This window comes from Mesorhizobium sp. M0923 (assembly GCF_040319365.1).
Classification (GTDB): domain Bacteria; phylum Pseudomonadota; class Alphaproteobacteria; order Rhizobiales; family Rhizobiaceae; genus Mesorhizobium.
Genome location: NZ_JAMYNW010000008.1, coordinates 81,646 through 104,261, shown reverse-complemented (window position 1 = coordinate 104,261; position 22,616 = coordinate 81,646). Strand labels below are relative to the sequence as shown.

General features: G+C 62.5%; 21 protein-coding genes. 7 read left to right on the top strand and 14 right to left on the bottom strand.

From position 1 onward, the window contains the following. Positions 1–3 precede the first annotated feature (3 nt). Genes kce through NKH89_RS15795 form a run of 3 tightly spaced genes read right to left on the bottom strand, consistent with a single transcriptional unit; the run spans position 4 to position 3,953 of the window. Complete coding sequence (gene kce, locus NKH89_RS15805) at positions 4–933, bottom strand: 3,5-dioxohexanoate:acetyl-CoA acetone transferase (RefSeq protein ID WP_352909288.1); 930 nt, start codon at positions 931–933, stop codon at positions 4–6. Between the two features lie 10 nt (positions 934–943). Beyond that, positions 944–2,311, bottom strand: a complete 1,368-nt coding sequence (locus NKH89_RS15800; RefSeq protein ID WP_352909287.1) for an aminotransferase family protein — start codon at positions 2,309–2,311, stop codon at positions 944–946. A 1-nt stretch (position 2,312) separates the two neighbouring features. Further along, positions 2,313–3,953 (bottom strand): N,N-dimethylformamidase beta subunit family domain-containing protein, encoded by a 1,641-nt coding sequence (locus NKH89_RS15795; RefSeq protein ID WP_352909285.1) that lies wholly within the window; start codon positions 3,951–3,953, stop codon positions 2,313–2,315. A 156-nt stretch (positions 3,954–4,109) separates the two neighbouring features. Here NKH89_RS15795 and NKH89_RS15790 point away from each other — a divergent pair, with 156 nt between their 5' ends. The 5 genes from NKH89_RS15790 (at position 4,110) to NKH89_RS15770 (ending at position 6,873) form a co-directional block, all read left to right on the top strand. Next, positions 4,110–4,358, top strand: coding sequence for a ParB N-terminal domain-containing protein (locus tag NKH89_RS15790; protein WP_023717418.1), 249 nt, complete (start codon positions 4,110–4,112; stop codon positions 4,356–4,358). 123 nt (positions 4,359–4,481) lie between these two features. Then, positions 4,482–4,967, top strand: a complete 486-nt coding sequence (locus NKH89_RS15785; RefSeq protein WP_352587676.1) for an SRPBCC family protein — start codon at positions 4,482–4,484, stop codon at positions 4,965–4,967. Positions 4,968–4,991: 24 nt separating this feature from the next. Next, positions 4,992–5,948: an alpha/beta fold hydrolase gene (locus tag NKH89_RS15780; RefSeq protein ID WP_023717420.1), complete on the top strand. Its 957-nt coding sequence runs from the start codon at positions 4,992–4,994 to the stop codon at positions 5,946–5,948. Positions 5,949–6,143: 195 nt separating this feature from the next. Next, positions 6,144–6,542, top strand: a complete 399-nt coding sequence (locus NKH89_RS15775; protein WP_023717421.1) for a GFA family protein — start codon at positions 6,144–6,146, stop codon at positions 6,540–6,542. Positions 6,543–6,660: 118 nt separating this feature from the next. Next, positions 6,661–6,873 carry a hypothetical protein gene (locus tag NKH89_RS15770; protein ID WP_023717422.1) on the top strand — a complete coding sequence of 71 codons (213 nt, stop codon included), beginning with the start codon at positions 6,661–6,663 and terminating at the stop codon, positions 6,871–6,873. A 13-nt stretch (positions 6,874–6,886) separates the two neighbouring features. Here the strand turns inward: NKH89_RS15770 and NKH89_RS15765 are convergent, their stop codons facing one another. Then, positions 6,887–7,798 carry a hypothetical protein gene (locus NKH89_RS15765; RefSeq protein WP_352817500.1) on the bottom strand — a complete coding sequence of 304 codons (912 nt, stop codon included), beginning with the start codon at positions 7,796–7,798 and terminating at the stop codon, positions 6,887–6,889. Between the two features lie 258 nt (positions 7,799–8,056). Here NKH89_RS15765 and NKH89_RS15760 point away from each other — a divergent pair, with 258 nt between their 5' ends. Then, positions 8,057–9,076: a GH25 family lysozyme gene (locus NKH89_RS15760; RefSeq protein ID WP_352481149.1), complete on the top strand. Its 1,020-nt coding sequence runs from the start codon at positions 8,057–8,059 to the stop codon at positions 9,074–9,076. Positions 9,077–9,363: 287 nt separating this feature from the next. Here the strand turns inward: NKH89_RS15760 and NKH89_RS15755 are convergent, their stop codons facing one another. The 7 genes from NKH89_RS15755 to NKH89_RS15725 all read right to left on the bottom strand — a co-directional run bounded on the left by NKH89_RS15755 (position 9,364) and on the right by NKH89_RS15725 (position 18,107). Continuing rightward, positions 9,364–9,570 (bottom strand): type II toxin-antitoxin system HicB family antitoxin, encoded by a 207-nt coding sequence (locus tag NKH89_RS15755; protein WP_023783899.1) that lies wholly within the window; start codon positions 9,568–9,570, stop codon positions 9,364–9,366. A gap of 105 nt (positions 9,571–9,675) precedes the next feature. Further along, on the bottom strand, positions 9,676–10,407 hold the full coding sequence (locus NKH89_RS15750) for a hypothetical protein (protein ID WP_352481148.1): 732 nt from the start codon (positions 10,405–10,407) through the stop codon (positions 9,676–9,678). A 301-nt stretch (positions 10,408–10,708) separates the two neighbouring features. Then, a complete protein-coding gene (locus tag NKH89_RS15745) occupies positions 10,709–14,473 on the bottom strand; it encodes a vitamin B12-dependent ribonucleotide reductase (protein ID WP_352909283.1) in 3,765 nt (1,254 codons plus the stop codon). 654 nt (positions 14,474–15,127) lie between these two features. Next, complete coding sequence (locus tag NKH89_RS15740; protein WP_352790689.1) at positions 15,128–15,616, bottom strand: NUDIX hydrolase; 489 nt, start codon at positions 15,614–15,616, stop codon at positions 15,128–15,130. A 200-nt stretch (positions 15,617–15,816) separates the two neighbouring features. Next, positions 15,817–16,317 (bottom strand): xanthine phosphoribosyltransferase, encoded by a 501-nt coding sequence (gene gpt, locus NKH89_RS15735; RefSeq protein WP_023674762.1) that lies wholly within the window; start codon positions 16,315–16,317, stop codon positions 15,817–15,819. A 127-nt stretch (positions 16,318–16,444) separates the two neighbouring features. Beyond that, positions 16,445–17,278 (bottom strand): universal stress protein, encoded by an 834-nt coding sequence (locus NKH89_RS15730; protein WP_023717430.1) that lies wholly within the window; start codon positions 17,276–17,278, stop codon positions 16,445–16,447. Between the two features lie 79 nt (positions 17,279–17,357). Further along, the gene (locus NKH89_RS15725) at positions 17,358–18,107 is read right to left on the bottom strand and encodes a competence/damage-inducible protein A (protein ID WP_352481143.1); all 750 of its coding nucleotides are present in this window, start codon (positions 18,105–18,107) and stop codon (positions 17,358–17,360) included. 146 nt (positions 18,108–18,253) lie between these two features. Between NKH89_RS15725 and NKH89_RS15720 the strand changes: the two genes are divergently transcribed. Next, positions 18,254–19,240 carry an alpha/beta fold hydrolase gene (locus tag NKH89_RS15720; RefSeq protein WP_023717432.1) on the top strand — a complete coding sequence of 329 codons (987 nt, stop codon included), beginning with the start codon at positions 18,254–18,256 and terminating at the stop codon, positions 19,238–19,240. A gap of 97 nt (positions 19,241–19,337) precedes the next feature. On the opposite strand, the gene NKH89_RS15715 is transcribed toward NKH89_RS15720, so the two are convergent. The 3 genes from NKH89_RS15715 to NKH89_RS15705 all read right to left on the bottom strand — a co-directional run bounded on the left by NKH89_RS15715 (position 19,338) and on the right by NKH89_RS15705 (position 22,595). Next, positions 19,338–20,231, bottom strand: a complete 894-nt coding sequence (locus NKH89_RS15715) for a carbohydrate ABC transporter permease (protein ID WP_023717433.1) — start codon at positions 20,229–20,231, stop codon at positions 19,338–19,340. Position 20,232: 1 nt separating this feature from the next. Further along, a complete protein-coding gene (locus NKH89_RS15710; RefSeq protein WP_376705884.1) occupies positions 20,233–21,084 on the bottom strand; it encodes a carbohydrate ABC transporter permease in 852 nt (283 codons plus the stop codon). 185 nt (positions 21,085–21,269) lie between these two features. Next, on the bottom strand, positions 21,270–22,595 hold the full coding sequence (locus tag NKH89_RS15705; RefSeq protein ID WP_352495827.1) for an ABC transporter substrate-binding protein: 1,326 nt from the start codon (positions 22,593–22,595) through the stop codon (positions 21,270–21,272). Between the last annotated feature and the right edge of the window lie 21 nt (positions 22,596–22,616).

Genomic DNA, 22,616 nt, shown 5'->3' with positions numbered 1-22,616 from the left:
CCATCAGAACGCCACACGGTCGCCGCCCTTGAGCGCCAGCATCTGCCGCGCCTCGGCCGGCGTCGCGACGTCCAGCGACAGCCCGTCGAGCACGCTGCGGATACGGCGGACCTGGTCGGTATTGGACTTGGCCAGTTGGCGCCCGTCGTAGAGGCTGTCCTCCAGCCCGACGCGGACGTTGCCGCCCATCGCCGCCGCAATCGAGATCATCGGCATCTGGTGGCGTCCGGCGGCCAGCACCGAAAACTGGTAGCTGTCGCCGAACAGTTTGTCGGCGATGCGCTTCATGTGGATCAGGTTTTCGGGATCGGCGCCGATGCCACCGAGGATGCCGAACACGAACTGGATGAACAGCGGTCCCGACACCAGCCCGCGGTCGCGGAAATGCGCCAGCGAGTAGAGATGGCCGACATCGTAGCATTCGAATTCGAAGCGCGTGCCGCATCCGCGCCCAAGCTTTTCGAGCACCGTCTCCATGTCGGCAAAGGTGTTCTTGAAGATCGTGTCGCGGGTCGCCTCGAGCAGCTTCGGCTCCCATTCGTGCTGCCACTCCCGCGGCCGCTCGAGCATGGGGAACAGCGCGAAATTCATCGAGCCCATGTTGAGCGAGCACATTTCCGGCTCCGCCCTGAGCGGGGCGGCCAACCGCTGGTCGAGCGTCATCAGCGAGGAGCCACCGGTGGTGATGTTGATCACTGCGTCGGTCGCCTGCTTGATGCGCGGCAGGAACTGCATGAACACCTCGGGGTCGGCGGTCGGCCTCCCATCCTTGGGGTCGCGGGCGTGAAGATGCAGGATCGAGGCACCGGCTTCGGCGGCGGCGATCGCGTCGGCGGCGATCTGGTCCGGCGTCACCGGCAGATGCGGCGACATCGATGGTGTGTGCACCGACCCGGTGACGGCGCAGGTGATAATGACTTTTCGCAGCGCCATGGTTCGCCCCTCAGCCTTCGACCGGCAGGTCGAGTTCACCGGCCAGCACTTCGAGCGAGTCGCCGATGATGGCTACGATCTCGCCGATCTGCGCGGCGGTGACGATCATCGGCGGCGCGACCATGAAATTGTCGCCATCGACACCGCCCTTGACCTTGCGTCCGTAGATGATCAGGCCGCGCTCATAGGCGAGGTCGAGCAGGCGCTGGGTGGCCTTCTTTGCCGGCTCGATCGGCCTCAGCGTTTCTGGGTCGGCGACCATTTCGGCACCGGTGAGCAGGCCCTTGCCGCGGACGTCGGCGATGAACGGAAACCGCTTCGCCAATCCCTTCAGCTCGTCCATCAAAAGCTTGCCCATATCAGCCGCGTTGGCGATCAGACCGAGACGGTCCATCTCGCCGAGCACGGCGAGGCCGGCGGCGCAGGCGAGCGGATTGCCGGCATAGGTATGGCCGTGCTGGAAGCCGCCGGACGCGAGCAACGGCTGCACCAGCCGTATCGGTGCCACCAGCGCGCCGAGCGGCGCGTAGCCCGAGCCCAGCCCCTTCGACAGCGCGACGATGTCGGGCTTGCAGTTCCAGTGGTCGCCGCCGAGGAATTTTCCGGTGCGGCCGGCACCGCTCATCACTTCGTCATGGATGAGCAGGATGCCGTAGCGATCGCAGATCTCGCGGATGCGCGGATAGTAGCTGTCCGGCGCCACCAGTGCTGCCGTGGCAGCGCCGCCGACCGGCTCCATGATGAAGGCGAGCACGCTGTCCGGCCCCTCGGCGAGAATCCTCTCCTCCAGCATGTCGGCATAGCGGATGCCGCGCTGTTCCATCGAAAGATTGTCGCGGTCGCGCCAGGCGATGGGCGCCGGCACGGTCGGCATCACTTGCATCATCGGCGCAAATGTTTCGGCCAGCGCATCGTCGCCGGTGACGGCGAGCGCACCCAGCGTGCCGCCATGATAGGACGGAAAACGCGTGATCACCTTCCAGCGGCTGGGCTGGCCGGTGGCGACCGCCCATTGCCGCGCCAGCTTGACGCAGGATTCCGTTGCCTCCGAGCCGCCCGAGACGAAAAAGATGCGGTCCAGGCCCTCGGGGAGTTTGGCCGCCAGTTGCCGCGCGAGCTCCTCGGCCGGTTCGTTCTCGAAATGCAGGCGGTAGGCGAAGGTGGCGCGGTCCATCTGCCGTTTCATCGCGTCGAGCACGTTGCGGTTGGAGTGGCCGATATTGGCGACCATCGGCCCGCTCGATCCGTCGATGAAGCGGCGGCCATCCTGCGTCCACATGTAGATGCCTTCGGCGCGGTCGATCAGCGGCCGACGCAGGCTGGACAGATAAAACAGATGCGAGGCTTCGCGGGCTTCCGGGACAGGGGGCTTCAGCATGTCATGGCTTTCCAAGATAGCGGTCGAGGACATTTCTGGTGACGCGCTCGACCATCGCGTCCTGCCTTAGCAGGCCGGCGACCCATTCGCAGCTTCCTGCGTGAAACACCTCGCCCTTGCCGCGCGGGAAATTGATGATCATGCCGTTGCCGCGTCTGACCTTGTCGAGATTGGCGTCGCTTGCCTCGCCGAACAGCGTTTCGGCGGTGAAGCGACCGTCCTCGTCGCCGAGGAACTGGTCCTCGAACGGAATGTCGGCGCTTTCCTCGACCTGGGCAGCCATGCCGACCGCGAGCACCTGCAGGCCGTCCGGTGCGCCGCTGTCGGGCGTGGGGTAGGGCAGGCCGCCGCGGATCTCGAAATCGAGCCCGTCGACCTCGTAGCCATAGACATGGCTGTCGGCGCCGAGCAGGTCGCCATAGTAGATGCCGGTGCCGGCAAACGCCCAATGCTCAGGCCGGTAGACCGGAAAGCCGCGTACGCCGCGCGGCGCGCAGCCGCCCCAGCCCGCATAGACGCCTCTTGTCGCGTTGAGGCCGAAGGTCGCCGCACCCGGCCGGCCGATTTCCGGCGCTTCCCAGGAATTGGTGGCGCGCCTTATATCGCCGCCGCGATAGGCCGGGTCCTCTGCGCGAGCGCGGTATTTGTAGCAGACCTGCCGGCGGCCTTCGTCCTCCAGCCTGGTCTGCCACATGAAATTGCCGGCGAAGCGCGCCGCATGGCCGCCGCGCTCGACATAGGTGTCGACCGCATCGCGCATCTCCCAGGTCCAGTATTCGTCGTGGCCGACGAAGACGACGCAGTCGTAGCCGTCGAGAATGTCGGGCGAAAAATGCAGATCGTGCTGGCTGGCAAGATCGACGGCGTAGCCGGCACGCTCGGCGAAGCGGAAGAAATGGCTGTCATAGCTTGCCCAGCCGGACGAGGCGTATTTCTTCGAATGGCCGGTGGCAAACGCCCATTCCATATGCGGATAGCGCGGCACGGTTTTCGGCGGCACGGCGACTTCGAGCGGCACGCGCGGCGCGTCCCTGGGCAGCACGACGAAGCCGCGGCACCAAGGCCGCTGCGTCGACACTATTCGTGCATACTGGTCGCGGCCTGGCCCGGTGATGCCTTCGTAATGGTTGGAACCGCCCCATGTGTTGTAGGCGAGCCAGGTGCCGGTGGCCGCGACCTGCAGCACGCGACCAAGCTTCTTGCCGGGCTGCGGCGCGACGATGAAAAGATGGTGGTAGCGGATCGGCTTGCCGTCGCGAGCGTCGGCTTCAAGCGTGACGCGATAGGCGCCGGACGGCCAGTCGTCGCCGATGCAAAATTCGAACGATGCTTCCCAGCCGCAGCCCTCGACCGAACACTGATCAGGCGTATCCTGCCAGCGCGCCGCGATCCCGGTCCTTTCGAATATCGTCGTTTCCGTACCGCCGTCGCGGACGATCGCGATGCCGAAACTGGCGGCCGTCGAGCTGACATGCAGCGCCACCATCTCGCCGGGGTGGTAGGAAAAACGGTCGCTGTAGCACCAGATTTCGCCGCGCCCGCCATCCATACCCGGCCATTCCCAGTAATGGCTGCGCACCGCCTGGCGTCGCTGCTCCGGCGTCAGTCCGAAATCGGGAAACTCGGTCGGCAGATGGTTCATGGACACCGCTAAGGTCGAAGGCCGCCATTTCGGCCATCCGCCGGCCAAGCGTCAATTGGAAACGATCGGGCCAGTCATCGCCGGGCTGCTCCCTTGGCCTTGCCGGACAAACAGACTATCTCACAAAACGCGGCCTTGTCCGCCACGGGAGCCGATATGCTGAGAGTGCAAAAGGTTAGGGTCAACGACATTTACGTGCCGACCGCGCGCAAGAAGACGCTGCATCCCGAGACCGTCCGCCATCTTGCCGAGGACATTCTGGAAAACGGCATGAATACGCCGATCCAGGTGCGCCATGACGGCAAGCGCCATATCCTGGTCGAAGGCCTGCATCGGCTCGAAGCGGCCAAGTGGCTCGGCGAGACTGAGATCGACGCCTATCTGGTGCAAGCCAAGCGCCACTGAAGCCACTCGGTTCCGTCGTTCGAATCTCCGGTTCCGCGGATTTTTTCTCGTGGACCGTGTCGGCTTGCGTCTTGCCGGTTCGTCCTAGACACGAAAGCCAAACCCGACATGTGAGGAAACACCATGACCACCAAGCTCGACATCGCCCCCAACTCCGACCGCGAGCTGGTTCTCGCCCGCATCATCGATGCACCGCGCGAGAACGTCTATCGCTGCTGGACCGAGCCGAAGCTGTTGACGCAATGGTTTGCGCCGAAGCCGTGGACGACGCCGCGCGCTGAGATGGACGTTCGCGCCGGCGGCACCAGCCTGGTCGTCATGGCCGGTCCCGACGGCAACGAGTTTGCGAACCCCGGCGTCTTCCTCGAAGTCGTGCCGGGCAGGAAGCTCGTCTTCACCGATGCCTATACCAAGGCGTGGGAGCCTTCCGCCAAACCGTTCATGACCGGCATTGTGACACTCGAGGACGAGGGCACGGGCAAGACCCGCTACGTCGCCCGGGTTGCGCATTGGTCGGTCGCCGACCGCGAACAGCACGAGAAAATGGGTTTTCACGAGGGCTGGGGCCAGTGCGCCGAACAGCTCGAGGAAGTCGCAAGGCGACTTTGATGCAAACGGGAGAGGGAGACTGACATGTCCAGATCGATATTTTTCGCCATTTTCGCTTCGGCCGCCGCGCTGTTTGCCGCGCCGGGCACCATCAACGCTGAGGAGGCCAAGCCCGCCATGACGACCGCAACCGCAACATTGCCGAAGCCGGAAAAATCCGGCCTGCTGCCGATCAACGGTTTGAACTATTATTACGCCGTCTATGGTAAGGGCGAGCCGCTGCTTCTGCTGCATGGCGGGCTCGGCACGACGGATATGTTCGCGCCGATCCTGCCGAAGCTTACCGAAAACCGCACCGTCATCGGCGTCGACCTGCAGGGCCATGGCCGCACCGCACTCGGCGACCGGCCGCTCAGCCTGGAGGCGATGGGCGACGACATGGCGGCGATCGTCAAGGCGCTCGGCTACGACAAGGTCGACGTCATGGGTTATTCGCTGGGTGGCGGCGTCGCCTTCCGCATGGCCGTGCAGCATCCCGAGGCGGTGCGCCGGCTGGTGCTGGTCTCGACCCCCTACGCCGCGGACGGCTTCTATGCCGAGATGCGTGGCCAGCAGGCACAGGTCGGCGCGGCGATGGCTGACATGATGAAGGACACGCCGATGTACAAATCCTACGTCGCCGTTGCGCCGCATCCGGAGGATTTTCCGAAACTCCTCGATCAACTTGGCGCCTATATGCGCAAGGACTACGATTATTCCGCCGACGTGCCGAAGCTGAAAATGCCGGTGATGCTGGTGTTCGGCGACAGCGACATGTACCGGCCCGAGCACGAGATCAAATTCTACCAGATGCTCGGCGGCGGATTGAAGGACGCCGGCTGGATGCGCGAGAACCTGTCGCAGAACCGCCTGGCGATCGTGCCGAACCGCACCCACTACGATGTGTTCTTCGCGCCGGAGCTCACAGCTGCCGCGCTGCCGTTCCTCAATGGCGAGACCAAGGTCAAGACCTGGGACGAAGTCGTCAACGAAACGAACTGACACGCAGTCAATTGTCTGCCGGCCGTCTCCCGCGAGACGGCCGGCATTTCGTCAATGAGGCCTTGGCGCGGCGCATCGGCCAGTCGTGTATCGGTCGCATCACAGCTATAGATGGCGCCATCAAAGCTTTTCAATTGACGCTACCGCGCCTATCGATAGGTATGCCGCCTATCCTCACAGGCAGGGAAACGGGCGATGGCTGGGTATCAGGGCGGGTGTTTGTGCGGCGCGGTGCGCTACCGCGCCGAGGCAGCACCGATCAATGAGCGCGTCTGCCATTGCCGGTTGTGCCAGAAGGCGCTGGGTGCCGCCTTCAACGCGCGCATGCTGTTCCGTATCGACGATGTGACGGTCGACGGACCGCTGGCGATGGTGAATTCCTCGCCCGATCTCAAGCGCGGCTTTTGCCCGCGCTGCGGCACGACGATGTTTTCCCGGCGCGATTCCGCCGGCATCATCGGCGTCACCACCGGCTCGCTCGATGACCCCTCAGTGTTCAGGCCCGAGATGCATATCTGGACCGCCTCGAAGCAGCCCTGGGTGCAGATCGACGACGGCCTGCCGCAATATGAAGGCGCGCCACCTCCGGTTTGAGGTGAAATCTGGACAAAATTTAATCCAAAGCGACACGAGATAGCCGGCAAAGCGTCATTGGCGGGCCATCATTGCTGCCTATCTATTGCGTGCGGGCGGCAGTCGAGGAGGCGACGGAATGAACGACAGCATCAACACCCTGGACGAACTCTTGAGCGATCCGATGATCAAGCTGGTGATGGAGCGCGACCGCGTGCAACCGGCAGAACTTCGCACGCTGCTCGAAGAAAAGGTCCGCCGGGCGGACGATGATGTGGCGGTCAACGATCGTTTTGTACCGCCGGCCCACCTGATGGCCACGACCTGCCACAAGCTGTGGCTGTGCGGCTAGGGTCTTGAAGCGGTTAGCCGGAATTTGCCGGCAAATAGCTGTAATGGCTGCGGAAATAAGCGAGTTTGAAGCCGAGACGTGCATAGTTGCGATAGGCCGGCCCGTCGCGTTCGGCTTGCGGCGCCTCGATATCGGCCACGAACAGTTTTGCACCGGCCGCAAGTCCGTCGCGCACCATCGCTTCGCCGAGCATTGCATCGAGATCGAAGCTCGGCGCCATGATGCCGGGCACCGGCGCGTCGATGCCGCTCCAGGCCATGCCGTCGGTGCCGATGAACATCGAGCGCACCGCCGCCGCGCCGTCGCGCCGCAGCATGTAATGGTGCCAGCCGCGCCGGCCGGCCAGTGCCAGTAACCACGGTGAGGTCGGCAACCGGTATTGGCTGTCGATGAACCCAGCCCATTCCCTTGCCGTTGCCGGCGTCACCCGCTCGACCGAGACATCCTCCGTCGGGAAAAGCGGCTCCGCTGGCAACGGCGTGGCGTCGCGAAAGATGCGTTCCCAGCCTCCCTGACGCTGCAGGCCGCGCGCCTCGAGCCAGCAGCTGAGCGTCGCGGGCTCGGTGTGTGGGTTGGTGTAGAACCAGGGCCGCAGAATGCCGGCGTCGCGATAATGCCTCAGAAGCGTATCGAGCCGGCTCTCGGTGGCCGCGCTATCGACACCAAGGTTCTTGACGCAGTTGAAATGGATGAACGGGATCGTCGTGCAGGTGGTCCAGACGAGATCGCCATCTTCGGCGATGGCTAGGCCTTGCCTTGCGGCAAAGTCTGCCGGGGCGGCGCGATAGAGATCGAGCCAGGCATCGACCTCAGCGCGTTCGATGACGCGGCTGAGATCGCCGGATATCTCGTCGATCCCGATGGCGGGCGAGCGTGGCTCCGGCGTGACTAAGGGCTGCAATTCTGACAAGGCGGCGGGCTGCATGACTCCCTCCCAAGTATGGCCTTACATCGTAAGATTAGCGAAGACTAATCTCACGCAGTGAGTTGTCAAGCGGGATTGCGAAGCCAGCGACGTGGCCGAACGGTGGAAGGGCAGCGTCCCTTTGCCCGCCGACGTCTCGACGAGAGCCCTAACAATTCGATTCAAACTTTGTTGGTAGTTTCTTGTTAGGAATCCAGCTTGGTTTGTCCGGCGGCGTTGTCCTGCCTTCGGTCTGTTGTGTTTTGCGTACAGGTCCAGATGCGGATATCAGGCGTCGTCATCTTTTCGATCGCAGCGCTGTGCCTTGCCGGTTGCACGTCGACCTCCGGCGTCGATGCGCTGCAAGTGCCGTCCAGCGAGACCACCAGCTCGGTTGTGCGGCCACCCGCGCCGGTGGCATCCGTGGCGAAAACTGATGCTGCGCCCGCTTTTGCCGAACAGGAGCAGGACGAACAGCCGGTCGCGATGGACGTACCCGATCAGGACGTCGAACCGCCGGCCGAGGTGATCGCGCTGATGTCGCCGCCGAAGCGGCTGACACGCGCAGCACCGGCAATGCTTGCAGAGCCGGTCACGCGCTATGGTTTTCGCGACGCCAAGCCGATCAATTTCGGCAAGTCCTCCTCGCCAAGGCGCCTTGCCGTCCATGGCGTCGACGTTTCGCGCTGGCAGGGCAATGTGAACTGGCAAAAGCTGCGCGCCCAGGGCGCCAATTTCGCCTACATCAAGGCGACCGACGGCGGCGATCATATCGACCCGATGTTTACCAGGAACTGGCGCAATGCCGACGCCGCCGGCCTGAAGCGCGGCGCCTATCATTTCTTCTACTGGTGCCGCACCGCCGGCGAGCAGGCGGACTGGTTCATCCGCAACGTGCCGAGGGTCGAGGGTGCGCTGCCGCCGGTGATCGACGTCGAGTGGAACGGCGAATCCAGCTGCAAGCGCCGCCCGTCCCGGCAAAAGGTGCTGGAGAAGATGCAGGTGTTCATGGACAAGCTCGAGCGCCACTACGGCCAGCGGCCGATCATCTACACCGCGCCCGACTTCTACCGCGACAATCTGCGCGGCGCATTCCCAGATTATCCATTCTGGCTGCGCGCCGTGGCGGCGCATCCGTCAAAGGTCTATCCCGGCCGCAAATGGCTGTTCTGGCAATATTCCGGCTCCGGCCTGTCGCACGGTGTGAGAGGCCGCATCGACCTCAACGTCTTCCACGGCGACGAGAGGGCGTGGCGCGACTGGGTCGGTGGACGGCAGATGGTGGCGGAAGTGGAGTAGCGCGGCCGGTCGGGTGCCTGGCTTCCACTGTCGGCATCGCGCCGCCGGGCCACGGCATGGATCCTAGGATCTCCGCAACGTCGCTTCGCTCCTGCTCCGCCCTAGGATGACGAAGGGAGGGATGTTCCCGCCAATTACCGGCTTTGGCGATTGGCCTCCAGGCCCCGTGTCTTCGTCATCCTAGGGCGGAGCGAACGCGAAGCGGAGCGCAGACCCTAGGATCCATGCCGTGCCATCAAAGCGAAACGCGTGGTAGATAACTACCAGCCCCAGTTCGGCTGGCGGCTCTACGCCTCTACATATTCCGCCAGGCTGACCCCTTTGGGCACATCCAGCCCGTCGGCCCGCAGGCCTTCGATATGAAAGCGTATTGCGTCACGAATTTCGGCTTCAACCTCAGGCACCGTCGCACCGGTGGCGATGCAGCCGGGCAGATCCGGAACATAAGCGGAAAAATTGTTTCCGGCTTTTTCAATCACCACCGCGTACCGCATGTTGTCACTCCTTCAGACCGGACTGGTATAGGATGCTGTTCAGGGTTCCTGGCGCTGCTCACCTTCTCCCCGGAACGACGGGAGAAGGTGGAGCATGCCAGATGATTACTTAAGCCGTTTCCGACTAGCCACTTCGTCAGCAATTAGCCTCGCCCGAATTGACTGCCACCTGTCTGCGATCTCTTGGCACGACGCCGCCAGCAGCTTTCTGCGTTGACTGAAACTACCAGGTGCAGTGAAGATCTTCTGCGCAAACACATCAATCACAAAACAGAACTCTGCTCGTGGTTCTCCGGCTTCTTGGAAGCATTCCTCCGCGTACCAATGGAGAAGTGCCCCATGCAGTGCCGACGTTTCTGTCGACAATGGTAGAGTCTTGCAGAGATAGGGTTTAACCAAGCCGAAGCCAAATTCCTTCTTTCCTGTCTGTGGTACCTTCGCCGAGTTTGTCGGTCGGACGCTAACAGAGACACCGCTGAGAAAGAACTTTGGCTGGCTATCCGGAATGCCGGTTAATTTCGCAGCAGTAGGTAGCTTGGCCAAGCTCATAGTGCGACAAAGTTCAATTGCATCGTGAGCAGTAAGAAGCCTTTGCTCATCGTGCGAGGTAGCAGGTTGGCGCGACAGCAAAGCCCTGTCGAGCTGCGACAGTCGGCTGTCATCCTGACCGTGAGTTTCAATGAAATGCATCATTGCGCGCTCAATCTCATTGTAGCGCGTGTCGAGGAGGAAGTTCTTGGGTCTGATGATATCTTCAATGATCACAGATCGTCGAGTGGATCGAGCGAAGCAATACTCAATCAATTTATTGGCGCTAATTTGCGGTTCGGTTTTCATAATGAGAGGGCCTTTCTGGAGCCGTTAAAAAGTCACACTGCTACCGATGCCTTCTCGACTCCTCGATCAGAATCTCCATATAATAACCTTGTTACAGGAGATGGGATTCTGATCTCGTCGCCCCGCGTGGGCTTCGGCTTATTCGCGGCATCCAAGGCCGGCCTGGGAGGGTCGGCTTTGGTGTTTTAAGAGGATGTCACATAAGGACATCCTTATGCGTCGTACCTTTTTTGTTCTCCTTACCATTTCGGCCCGATCTTGCGACCGGGCCGACGATGTTCATTTAGCGTTTCAGATTCCCTCAACTACACCCGCTCGTCGCCCCACAAGTATCGCACTTCTCGCACGTCCCGTTCCGCACCATCGTGAAATTATGGCACTCCGAGCATTCGTTGCCGGTGTAGCCCTGCATCAGCGATTGCTGGCGCCGGTTGGCGGCGAGCGCTTTGGCTTCGGCTGCTTCTTTCGCGGCCTCGTCGGTGAACAGCTCCGTCGGGTCGGAGGCTTCCGCGTAGACGATGTCCTCGACCAGTTCCCTGGCGCGCTCCTCGTAGTCGCGCTTGTAGGCGATGGCTTCGTCGCTGGCCGGCTTCAACGTCAGCACGTTGGAGCCGGAGAAGGCGGTTGGGGCGGTACGGGACGGAGTTCCGGAGCCCAAACCGGCAAAACCCTTGGGCTCGGCGCCCATGCCCGACACCAGCTTGACCGGCGAGGCACCGCGGGTGAGACCCTTGGAGAAGGGCGTCGCCTTGCCTTCGTTGATGCCACGCCCGAGTGCGGTCTTGTCGAAATCCGACTGGTCGACATGGGCGAGGTCGTGGCGGCCGAGATAGGAGACGGCAAGTTCGCGGAACACGTAGTCGAGGATCGACGTGGCGTTCTTGATGGCGTCGTTGCCCTGCACCATGCCGGCCGGCTCGAACTTGGTGAAGGTGAAGGCCTCGACATATTCGTCGAGCGGCACGCCATATTGCAGGCCGAGCGAGATGGCGATGGCGAAGTTGTTCATCATCGCCCGGAAGGCGGCACCTTCCTTGTGCATGTCGATGAAGATCTCGCCGATACGGCCGTCGTCGAATTCGCCGGTCCTGAGATAGACCTTATGGCCGCCGACGACCGCCTTCTGGGTATAACCCTTGCGGCGGTTCGGCAGTTTCTCGCGGTCGCGGTAGAGACGCTCGACGACGCGCTCGACGATCTTCTCGGTCACCTGAACGGCGCGCTGTGCGGCCGGTGCCGCGATCAGCTGCTCGACGGCTTCGTCCTCATCCTCCTCGCCATCGGCGAGCAGCGAGGCATTGAGCGGCTGCGAGAGCTTCGAGCCGTCGCGATAGAGCGCGTTGGCCTTCAGCGCCAGCTTCCACGACAGCATGTAGGCGCCTTTGGCGTCTTCCACCGTCGCGTCGTTCGGCATGTTGATGGTCTTGGAAATGGCGCCGGAGATGAAGGGCTGCGCCGCCGCCATCATCATGATGTGGCTGTTGATCGACAGCGAACGCTTGCCGATCTTGCCGCACGGGCTGGCGCAGTCGAACACCGGCAGGTGTTCGGCCTTCAGGAACGGCGCGCCTTCCAGCGTCATCGCCCCGCAGACATGGATGTTGGCGGCCTCGATGTCCTTCTTTGAAAAGCCAAGCGCCGGCAGCATCTCGAACGAGAAATCGTTGAGCTGCTCGTCGGTGAAGCCAAAATTCTCCTTCACCCAGTCGGCGCCCAGCGTCCACTGGTTGAAGACGAACTTGATGTCGAAGGCCGACTTCAGCGCCGCATTGAGTGCGGCGATCTTTTCGTCGGTGAAACCCTTTGCCTTGAGCGAGCCGGGGTTAACGGCAGGCGCCTGGTTGAGATTGCCGTGGCCAACGGCATAGGCCTCGATCTCGGCGATCTGGCTCTCGGAATAGCCAAGCGTGCGCAACGCTTCCGGAACCGCACGGTTGATGATCTTGAAATAGCCGCCGCCGGCGAGCTTCTTGAATTTTACCAGCGCGAAATCGGGCTCGATGCCGGTGGTGTCGCAATCCATCACCAGGCCGATCGTGCCGGTCGGCGCGATCACCGTTGCCTGCGCGTTGCGGTAGCCATGCTCCTCGCCAAGCTCGATGGCGCGGTCCCAGGCGGCCTTGGCATGGTTGGCAAGCTCCTGCTGCTTGAGATCCGAGGCGACCAGCGGCACCGGGTTGACGGCAAGCTTCTCGTAGCCGTCCCTTTCGCCATAGGCAGCACGGCGGTGATTGCGCATGACGCGCAGCATGTTCTGCGCATTGCGGTCGTAGTCGGGGAAGGCGCCGAGCTCGGCGGCCATTTCAGCCGAAGTGGCATAGGCCGTGCCGGTCATGATCGCGGTGAGGGCGGCGCAGATGGCGCGGCCCTCGTCGGAATCATAGGGAATGCCCGAGGTCATCAGCAGGCCGCCGATATTGGCATAGCCAAGGCCGAGCGTGCGGTACTCGTAGGAAAGCTTGGCGATCTCCTTCGACGGGAACTGCGCCATCATGACGGAGATTTCCAGCACCATGGTCCACAGCCGCACCGTGTGCTCGTAGGCGGCGATGTCGATGGTGCCGTCGGCGTTGCGGTAGGGCAGAAGGTTGATCGAGGCCAGATTGCAGGCGGTGTCGTCGAGGAACATATATTCCGAGCACGGATTTGACGCCCGGATCGCACCGGCCGAGGCGCAGGTGTGCCAGTCGTTCATCGTCGTGTTGAAATGCAGGCCGGGATCGGCCGACGCCCAGGCGGCATAGCCGATCTTTTCCCAGAGATCGCGCGCCTTCAGCGTCTTCAGCACCTTGCCGTCCTTGCGGGCGGTGAGATGCCAGTCTCCATCCTGCTCGACGGCGCGCAGGAAATCGTCCTTCAGCGACACCGAATTGTTGGAGTTCTGGCCGGAAACGGTGAGATAGGCATCCGAATCCCAGTCGGTGTCGTAGGTCTTGAACGACATCGAGGTATAGCCCTGCTTGGCGAACTGGATGACGCGGTAGATGTAGTTCTCCGGCACCGCGTCCTTCTTGGCCGCCTTGATCTCGCGCTTCAGCGCGGTGTTGACCGCCGGATCGAAGCAATCGTCGCCATTGCCTTCGCAGTTGATGCAGGCCTTCATGATCGCTTCGAGGTGCTTCTTGACGATCTTCGAGCCGGTGACCAGCGAGGCTACCTTCTGCTCCTCATTGACCTTCCAGTCGATGAATTCCTCGATATCGGGATGATCGGCGTCGACGATGACCATTTTCGCGGCGCGACGCGTCGTGCCGCCCGACTTGATGGCGCCGGCGGCGCGGTCGCCGATCTTGAGGAAGCTCATCAGGCCCGACGAGCGGCCGCCGCCCGACAGCTTTTCGCCTTCGCCGCGCAGGAACGAGAAGTTGGAGCCGGTGCCGGAGCCGTATTTGAACAGGCGCGCCTCACGCACCCACAAATCCATGATGCCGCCCTCGTTGACGAGGTCGTCCTGCACGCCCTGGATGAAGCAGGCATGCGGCTGCGGATGCTCGTAGGAAGACTTCGACTTGGTCAGCTTGCCGGTGAACGGGTCGACATAGAAATGGCCCTGGCTCGGGCCGTCGATGCCATAGGCCCAGTGCAGGCCGGTGTTGAACCATTGCGGCGAATTCGGTGCGACGCGCTGGGTGGCCAGCATATAGGCGAGCTCGTCGCGGAAGGCGCGCGCGTCTTCCTCCGACTTGAAGTAGCCGCCTTTCCAGCCCCAATAGGTCCAGGTGCCGGCAAGCCGGTCGAAGACCTGGCGGGCGTCGGTCTCGGAACCGTAGCGCTCGGCTTCCGGCAGCTTGGCCAGTTCAGCCTCGTCGGCGACCGAGCGCCACAGGAAGGAGGGGACTTGCGTCTCCTCGACTTTCTTCAGCCGTGCGGGGACGCCCGCCTTGCGGAAATATTTCTGCGCCAGGATATCGGCGGCAACCTGGGAGAACTGCGCCGGCACGTCGATGTTGTCCAAGCGGAACACCACCGAGCCATCCGGATTCTTGATCTCCGAAAGCGCCTTGCGGAATTCAATCTCCGCGTAAGCTGATTGCCCTGGCTTGGTGAAACGACGCTCGATGCGCATTGGTCCGGTCCCTTTTGTCTACATATAGCGCTTTTCCCAGAGGATTTCTGCCCTCGTGACGAAACGCGCATGGCCGCCGTCTGCCGGCGTTCGAAACCGCCGGCTCTCATAGTCACAGTCTCCGCGGCCCTGCCGGTCGAGCCTCTTGCGAGGCCGCTGTCCAACGCGCTCACGGACCCTGTGGGTCCCTCAAAACTGAAAACTTTTTGTAACGCCCTCGGTCGAGGGAAATTCACATTATCTAGCGTCGAACCTACCTGCAAACACTAAATATAGTGTTAACAGACAATTTATTCAAGTCCGACAATCCTCCCCTTTCGCCCCCCAAGGCTTCAAAATCCCACGCCTTCGCCGGCCTCGTAAACAGGCGGGAATGCGGATCAAAACGCACATATTCCGGGAAAAAGACCGGCCTCGAAACTTTTCCGGTCGCACTCTCAACAGGAGCGCATGGCCTATAAAAGGCGACTCGTTTTGCGCCGTCAAGGATTCGTTTGCGTAGCTTTTATGACCCCAACATCTTGTGTGTCACATATGTGGATAACGGGGACAGAAGCGCGCTGATTTCCGTTTTTGTAGCCACAAGCCTGGTGCCGACGCTCGAAGGCCTTCGCCGCAGCGAAGACCATGCCGACTCGGAAGCCATGTGCCGACTCAGTTGAAGCGATGCGGGTCAGCACCGAAATGGGCGATGATCTGACAAAGGTCGGGCTCGTTGACCATGCGTACCGCCTCGGCGGCGCTGACCCATTTGCGGATGCGCGCCCGCTTTTCCTTCCACCGGTCGGCGACCTTGTCGACGTGCAGCGGAAACACCAGCACCTCGCAGGGCACTTCCTCGCCGGACGCCAGCACCTTGGCATAGAAATAGCGGCCGGCCTCATGATGCGAGATCGTGCCGCGCAGCCCGGCCTCTTCGCCGGCCTCGCGCGCCGCTGCTTCGCAAAGCGGCTCCTTTGCTTCCGGCCAGCCCTTGGGAAGCACCCAGCGGCCGGTATCGCGGCTGGTGATCAACATGACCTCCACGCCGTCCTCGCTATCGCGCCAAGGCAGCGCTGCAACCTGCAGGCGGGACGGCACCGTGCCGAAGAGTCGCCGGACTCTTTCGGCCAGATGGTTGTGCGTCGTTGGCCTTGTCAACATCGGAGAAGCTTGCCCCAGCTTCCAGAATCGTTTGCCGTCTCGTAAATCTTACGGCTAATCATAAGCAATAAAAGTAAAAAACTTCATGTGGACTGGTTAACCACTCCAATGGGCGTCGATTAAGGAAATATCGTGTGCCGGGGCCACTCCTTCAAGGAGTGCTCGACGCTGTCTTCCGACGGAAGCGGCGTTACCGCGAATCAGCCGGCGTGGTCGTCGGCGATCGGCTTTTGGTAGGTGAAGCCCATGTCCCAGGGAAAATAGATCCAGGTGTCCTGGCTGACCTCGGTAACGAAAGTGTCGACCATCGGCCTGCCTTTCGGCTTGGCATAGACGGTGGCGAAATGAGCCTTGGGCATCATCGCGCGCACGATTCCTGCCGTCTTGCCGGTGTCGGTGAGGTCGTCGATGATCAGCACGCCGGCGCCGTCATCGGCGAGCAGCGCCGGCGTGACCTCCTTCAGCACCTGCAGCTGCCCCTGGCTGGTATAATCGTGATAGGAGGCAACGCAGACCGTCTCGATGATGCGGATGCCGAGCTCGCGCGAAATGATGGCGGCCGGAACCAGGCCGCCGCGCGTGATGCAGACGATTGCCTTCCATTGCCCCTTGTTGGCGCCGGCAAGCCGCCAGGCGAGCGCGCGTGCATCGCGGTGGAACTGGTCCCAGGAGACCGGGAAGGCTTTTTCGGGCAGGGACATCTTTCACGCACTCCGCAAAGCGCGCATCGCGCGCAGACACTATGGAATGCGGGCGGAATTAACTGGAAAGGCTTGGCCTTGGCAAGGGCGCGGCAAAGCGATTGTCCAACCCGTGATCTCTATGAACTTACCGCGACAGGAAAGCCGCCACCGGCGCGGTGCGCAGCACCGTTCGCGTCACCCCGCCGAACAGCAGCTGGCGCAGCCAGGAATGGCTGTAGGCGCCGAGCACGAGCAGGTCCGCGCCCGATTCGGCGACCCTGGTCTGGATGATGTCGTCGACCGAGGCGCCGCCGGACCTCAGCACCGAGACGCTGACGGTCGCGCCGTGCCTGGACAGCGAGGCGGCGATCTCGGCGCCGGCCGTTTCCGGCGCCTCTTCGAGCGTATCCGGCGGGTCGATGACGACGATGTCCGTCTTCTCGGCCTCGATGATGAAGGGCAGGGCATCGAAGGCCGCGCGTGCGGCCTCCTTGCTGCCGTTCCAGGCGAGCAGCACGTGCTTGAAGCTGGTGACCAGCGGACCCGAATGCGGCACCACCAGCACCGGCCGGCCGGCATCGTAGACCAGCGTGTCGACGTCGGCGCTCGGATCGCCGCTCGATTCGCGCTGCGCGGCGATGATCAGATCCGCGGTGCGAACGGTCGAGATACCGGTCAGCGCACTGTCGCCGGAAAAACTCTCGAGGCTGCGCCACTCGAACGACAGGCCGGAATTCTCGACGCGTTTGTGAAAGGCGGCCTGCAACTTCTCGGCGCGCTCCCGGTTCATGTCGGCCGAAACCTGCAGGAACTCGGTGTCCGGAAAGCCGGTGGCCGAGGTGTAGGGCACGGGCAGCGCCTCGGCATGAATGCCGATCAGATGGCTCTGGAACCGGCTGGCCAGCGGGATCGCGCAGTCGAGAACGCGCTCGGCGTCCTGTTCATTCTGCAATATGGCGACAATGGTCTTGAAGCGCATGGGCAATCCCTCAGTTTTTCGGCGATCCCACTCGTGACAAACGTCACGGCGCGATGCTTGGTTCCGTCACGCCTGCCGATCAGCCCACCTTGCTTGCCTTGGTCAGGCCCGCCACCATAACCTCTACGTCGGCGCGCGCGGAGTCCAGCGCCTGCTGGCTGCGGGCGCGCACCACCAGTTCCGTCCAGAATTTGCCGTCGCCATATTTCGGGTAGGAGCCGATGATCGTATCCGGATGCGCCTTCTGGATGTCGCCCAGCGGGCCGCCGATCAGGCCTTCACCGAACGGACATTCCACGGTTGCCGACAGCATTTTGGTGCCGGCCCGTAATGTCGGCACGACATTGTCGAGCATCGCCTGGAAAATCGCCGGCACGCCGGCCATGACATGGACGTTGCCGATGCGAAAGCCCGGCGCAACCGACACCGGGTTGTCGATGTGGTCTGCCCCGCGCGGCATCCGCGCCATGCGCTTGCGCGCTTCGGTGTATTCGATGCCGCGGGCAGCATAGCTTGCCTCCAGCAGGGCGTAGGCCCTGGCGTCGTATTCGCACGGCACGCCGAAGGCCTTGGCGATGGAATCGGCGGTGATGTCGTCATGCGTCGGGCCGATGCCGCCGGTGGTGAAGACATAGCTGTAGCGGGTGCGCAGCGCATTCACCGCAGCGACGATCTCGTCTTCCTCGTCCGCAACGATGCGCACTTCCTTCAGGTCGATGCCGATCGCCGTCATGATGTCGGCGAGGTGGCCGATGTTCTTGTCCTTGGTGCGGCCGGACAGAATCTCGTCGCCGATGACGAGCATGGCGGCGGTGACGATTTCGGTCATGGCAGGCTCCTGCAACGGGTCGCCTGAGATAGCGCGGCGAACGGCCGGCGGCAATGCCGCCAAACGACGGATCCACCTGTGCCACCTCCCTTGCAGTGGAACCTTCGGCGGGTGATGCTGCGCCGGTTTGGGCCATGAGCAAGAACATGCCGGTATCGATTCTTCTATGGCTGCCCGGCGCGCTGTTTCTGCTGGCGCTCGTCGTGGCAGCTTATCCTGTGCTGGCGACGCTGCGGATTGCGGCGAAAGCCGAAAGGCTGGTGCCGGCCAGCGGTAAATTCATCGAGATCGACGGCAATCGCATCCATTATTTCGAGATGGGCGAGGGGCGGCCGATCGTCTTCCTGCACGGCCTTGGCGCGCAGCTTCATCAATTCCGCCACACGCTGTTCGGACGGTTCGGCCCGAACTATCGGCTGATCGCGCTCGACCGTCCGGGTTCCGGCTATTCGGTGCGGGCCAGGGGCGCCAGCGGGCGGCTACCCGAGCAGGCCGAGATCGTGCGGCATTTTATCGAGGCGCTTGGACTGCAAAAGCCGCTGATCGTCGGCCATTCGCTGGGTGGCGCCATCGCGCTGACGCTGGCTGTCGAGCATCCCGAGGCGGTTTCCGGTATCGCCTTGCTGGCGCCGCTGACCCATCTGGAGCCGGACGCGCGCGAGAAGTTCGGCCCGCTATACATTCAGTCGCCGCTGCGGCGCCGGATCATGGCTCACACGGTGGCGATCCCGGCGGCTCTCAGATACGCAGAACGCACGCTGGCCTTCATTTTCGCGCCGCAGGCGACGCCGGCCGACTATATGGTCGAGGGCGGCGGCTGGTGCGGGCTCAGGCCAAGCCATTTCTATGCAACGTCGACCGATGTCGTGGCCATCGAGCACGACCTTGGCCGTATCGAGCAACGCTATCGCGAGATCACCATGCCAGCTGGCATTCTGTTTGGTGCTTCCGACGTCGTGCTGGGCATCGATATCCATGGCTGGCCGCTGATGGAAAAGATCAGCGGGCTCGATTTCGAGCCGGTCGAGGGGCTTGGCCATATGCCACAATTCGTCGGGCCGGAACGGGTCGTCGCTTTCATCGAACGCATTGCCGACCGCGCATTTGCGCCGAAGTCCGACACCAGCAGCTGACACCCTCCCGGAACCTCACGCAAAGGTGTGCAACCCGCCGCAGCCTCGGCCGGCAGGGTGCCTCGGGACATCCCGGCCGCCGGGAATACCTCCGAACTTATTCCTTCACGGCTCCGGTCATCGAGGAAACATAGTGCTCGACAAAGAACGAATAGAGCACCACCACCGGCAGCGAGCCGATCAGCGCTCCCGCCATCAGCGCCCCCCATTCATAGACGTCCGAGCGCACCAGTTCGGTGAGCACGCCGACCGGCACAGTCTTGTTTTCGGACGACTGGATGAAGGTCAAGGCGTAGATGAACTCGTTCCATGACAGCGTGAATGCGAAGATGCCCGCGGAAATCAGGCCCGGCACCGACAGCGGCAGCACGATCTTGGTGAGGATCTGCCAGCGGCTCGCCCCGTCGATCAGCGCGCATTCCTCCAGCTCGAACGGGATCGAGCGGAAGTAACCCATCAGCAGCCATGTGCAGAACGGGATCAGGAAGGTCGGATAGGTGAGGATGAGCGCGAAGGGCGTGTCGTAAAGCCCAAGGTTGAACACCATCACCGACAGCGGAATGAACAGGATCGACGGCGGCACGAGATAGGCCAGGAACACCGCGAGGCCGACCTGCCGCGCCCCGGAGAACCGCAAGCGTTCGATCGCATAGGCAGCGAACACTGCTGCCAGCAGCGACAGGAAAGTGGCGGCGGTCGAGATGATGATCGTGTTGAGCAGCCAGCCCGGATAGGACGTCTCGAAGAGAAGATAGCGGATATGCTCGAGCGTCGGATGCACCACCCAGAATGGATTGAAATTGGCGTAGTCGGTCATCTCGAGGTTGGGCTTAACCGCCGTGATCGTCATCCAGTAGAACGGAAACAACAGCACGATGACGAATATCAGCAACGGCAGGTAAACCGTCACCACGCGGCGCGGCACACTCTGCAGGTAGCCCATGCCGCCTTCGTCGAGTTCGGGGCGTTTGCTCGTTTCGATCGCGGTCATGTCAATCTCCGCCGCCCTGCTGCCATTTGCGGCGTTGCAGGCCAAAGTAGCTGAACAGGATCGCCGCCAGCAGGAACGGGATCATGGCGACTGCGATCGCGGCGCCTTCGCCAAGCTGGCCTCCGGAAATGCCGCGCTGGAACGACAGCGTCGCCATCAGATGGGTGGCGTTCACCGGCCCGCCGCGCGTCAGCACATAGATCAGCTGGAAATCGGTGAAGGTGAACAGCACCGAAAACGTCATGGTTATGGCGATGATCGGCGTCAGCAGCGGCAGCGTCACATAGCGGAACAATTGCCAGCGGCTGGCGCCGTCGAGCGTGGCGGCCTCGTAGAGCGACTGCGGAATCGTCTGCAGGCCGGCAAGCAGCGTGATCGCCACGAAAGGAATGCCGCGCCAGACATTGGCGGCGATGACCGACGCGCGCGCATTCTCCGGATCGCCGAGGAAGTTGATGCGATGGTCGATCAGGCCCATTTCCATAAGCGCCCAGGACAGGATCGAGAACTGCGAATCGTAGATCCACCAGAAGGCGATGGCCGACAGCACCGTCGGCACCACCCAGGGCAGCAGGACGATCGCGCGGAAGAACGACTTGAACGGCAGGTTCTGGTTGAGGATAAGCGCCAGCCAGAGGCCTAGCGCAAACTTCAGGATCGAGGCGCTGATCGTGTAGAGCAAGGTGTTGAAGACGGAGAGCCAGAAGACGGCGTCATCCCACAGATATTCGTAGTTCTCGATGCCGATGAAGATGCCGGGGCGGCCGATGCGGGCATCGGTGAAGCCGAGCCAGACGCCGAGCCCGAGCGGATAGGTTAGGAAGACCAGCAGCAGCGCCGCCGCCGGCAGCATGAAGCCGAAGCCAAGCGCGTTATGACTTTCAGACACGAACGTCAAAATGCGCGACAGCGTCGACCGGGGTGGCTGAGCGGCAGCGGAGGTCACGGCCATGGGTCGGCTCCTCTAAGTCTCATTGATCGGCCAGGCGGCCATGCGCGATTCGAAGCCGGGCAGCATGGCTGCCCGGCTGAATCCGCTCAAACGCGATAGTAGCGGTTTGCGCGCTTCTCGGCTTCTGCCATCGCTTCTTGCGGCGTCGCCTGGCCTGTCACCGCCTTGGCGAACATGTCGACCAGCACATAGTCGGCCATGGTCGCCGCCGAAGCATAGCCGAGCGGGCCGGCATAGCCGTTGGGCCGCAGCGTCGCCGAGGCCTTGGCGTAGGCGGCATTGTTCGGATCGGCCGTCCACACCGGGTTGTTGTCGAAGGCTTTGAGCGTCTGGCAGCAATAGCCCGCCGAGGACGTGATCCACTGCGACATTTGCTGTTCCTCGAACATGAACTGCAGATAGGCTTTGGCCGCATTGGGATAGGGCGTGTAGTCGAAGATCACGGCCGTGGTCACCTGGAACAGCTCGACGGATTTCCCGACAGGACCGATCGGCAGGTTGGTCGTGCGCGTGTCCTTGGCGATTTCGGTCAGTTTCGGATCCTTGTCCTTGTTGATCTTGGCGGTGTTGTAGGCGGAAATGCCATTGGCGATCACGCTCAATTCGCCGGCCAGGTAGGCGCGGTTGTTGTTGACGTCGAGCCAGCTTTCGGTACCGGGAATGAAGGTCTTGTAGAGCTGTTGCGCGTATTCGATCGCCTTCAGCGTCTCGGGGCTGTTGATCGTCACCTTGCCGCTCTCGTCGACCATCTGGCCGCCATGGCTCCATAGCAGCCAGTGGGCGTAGTTGTTGCCGTCGCCGACGCCGTGGCCATGCGTGAAGCCGGCCGGGTGTCCCTTCGCCTGCAATGCCTTGCAAAGCTCGAGCAAGCCTGCCGTGTCCTTCGGAAATTCGGAGAAGCCGGCCTCCTTCACCCAGCTTTCACGATAGACGATGGCATTGCCGATGGTGGCCAGCGGCAGGCCGAGGAATTTGCCTTGCCGTGTCGCATATTGCTTCGGTCCATCGTGCCAGCCGCCATATTTCGAGCCGAGATATTCGCCCAGTTCCGTCACGTCATGCAGCTTGTCGGGATATTGATGCGGGTCGTCGAACCAGACCAACATCAAGTCCGGGCCGGAGCCGACATTGGCGGCGACCGCTGCCTTGGGACGGATGTCCTCCCAGCTTTCCTTGTCGACGCGGACCTCGACACCGGTCGCTTCGGTGAAGCGCTTGGTGTTGGCCAGCCATTGATCCTCGTCGCCCTGCACGAAGGGCGACCAGCGCAGCAGCCTGAGCTTGGCGCCGTCCTCGGGCTTGTACTTCAATCCCTCCTGGGCAAAGGCGGGAGAGCCGATGAGCCGGCTTCCCAAGGCTCCCGCCGCAGCGCCGGCGGTGGTGCGGATCACGTCGCGTCTGGTGAATTTCATGCTCGCTTCCTCCTGCTTATT

Excerpts from the sequence above, each read along its gene's own strand:
- NKH89_RS15760 (WP_352481149.1), top strand. The coding sequence starts at position 8,057 with ATGCGGATATCAGGCGTCGTCATCTTTTCGATCGCAGCGCTGTGCCTT.
- NKH89_RS15790 (WP_023717418.1), top strand. The coding sequence starts at position 4,110 with ATGCTGAGAGTGCAAAAGGTTAGGGTCAACGACATTTACGTGCCGACC.
- kce (WP_352909288.1), bottom strand. The coding sequence starts at position 933 with ATGGCGCTGCGAAAAGTCATTATCACCTGCGCCGTCACCGGGTCGGTG.
- NKH89_RS15745 (WP_352909283.1), bottom strand. The coding sequence starts at position 14,473 with ATGCGCATCGAGCGTCGTTTCACCAAGCCAGGGCAATCAGCTTACGCG.
- NKH89_RS15705 (WP_352495827.1), bottom strand. The coding sequence starts at position 22,595 with ATGAAATTCACCAGACGCGACGTGATCCGCACCACCGCCGGCGCTGCG.
- gpt (WP_023674762.1), bottom strand. The coding sequence starts at position 16,317 with ATGTCCCTGCCCGAAAAAGCCTTCCCGGTCTCCTGGGACCAGTTCCAC.
- NKH89_RS15785 (WP_352587676.1), top strand. The coding sequence starts at position 4,482 with ATGACCACCAAGCTCGACATCGCCCCCAACTCCGACCGCGAGCTGGTT.
- NKH89_RS15775 (WP_023717421.1), top strand. The coding sequence starts at position 6,144 with ATGGCTGGGTATCAGGGCGGGTGTTTGTGCGGCGCGGTGCGCTACCGC.
- NKH89_RS15710 (WP_376705884.1), bottom strand. The coding sequence starts at position 21,084 with ATGCTGCCGGCGGCGGCGCTGCTGCTGGTCTTCCTAACCTATCCGCTC.
- NKH89_RS15725 (WP_352481143.1), bottom strand. The coding sequence starts at position 18,107 with ATGACCGAAATCGTCACCGCCGCCATGCTCGTCATCGGCGACGAGATT.
- NKH89_RS15740 (WP_352790689.1), bottom strand. The coding sequence starts at position 15,616 with ATGTTGACAAGGCCAACGACGCACAACCATCTGGCCGAAAGAGTCCGG.
- NKH89_RS15765 (WP_352817500.1), bottom strand. The coding sequence starts at position 7,798 with ATGCAGCCCGCCGCCTTGTCAGAATTGCAGCCCTTAGTCACGCCGGAG.
- NKH89_RS15720 (WP_023717432.1), top strand. The coding sequence starts at position 18,254 with ATGCCGGTATCGATTCTTCTATGGCTGCCCGGCGCGCTGTTTCTGCTG.
- NKH89_RS15715 (WP_023717433.1), bottom strand. The coding sequence starts at position 20,231 with ATGACCGCGATCGAAACGAGCAAACGCCCCGAACTCGACGAAGGCGGC.
- NKH89_RS15780 (WP_023717420.1), top strand. The coding sequence starts at position 4,992 with ATGTCCAGATCGATATTTTTCGCCATTTTCGCTTCGGCCGCCGCGCTG.
- NKH89_RS15770 (WP_023717422.1), top strand. The coding sequence starts at position 6,661 with ATGAACGACAGCATCAACACCCTGGACGAACTCTTGAGCGATCCGATG.
- NKH89_RS15730 (WP_023717430.1), bottom strand. The coding sequence starts at position 17,278 with ATGCGCTTCAAGACCATTGTCGCCATATTGCAGAATGAACAGGACGCC.
- NKH89_RS15750 (WP_352481148.1), bottom strand. The coding sequence starts at position 10,407 with ATGAAAACCGAACCGCAAATTAGCGCCAATAAATTGATTGAGTATTGC.
- NKH89_RS15755 (WP_023783899.1), bottom strand. The coding sequence starts at position 9,570 with ATGCGGTACGCGGTGGTGATTGAAAAAGCCGGAAACAATTTTTCCGCT.
- NKH89_RS15800 (WP_352909287.1), bottom strand. The coding sequence starts at position 2,311 with ATGCTGAAGCCCCCTGTCCCGGAAGCCCGCGAAGCCTCGCATCTGTTT.
- NKH89_RS15795 (WP_352909285.1), bottom strand. The coding sequence starts at position 3,953 with ATGAACCATCTGCCGACCGAGTTTCCCGATTTCGGACTGACGCCGGAG.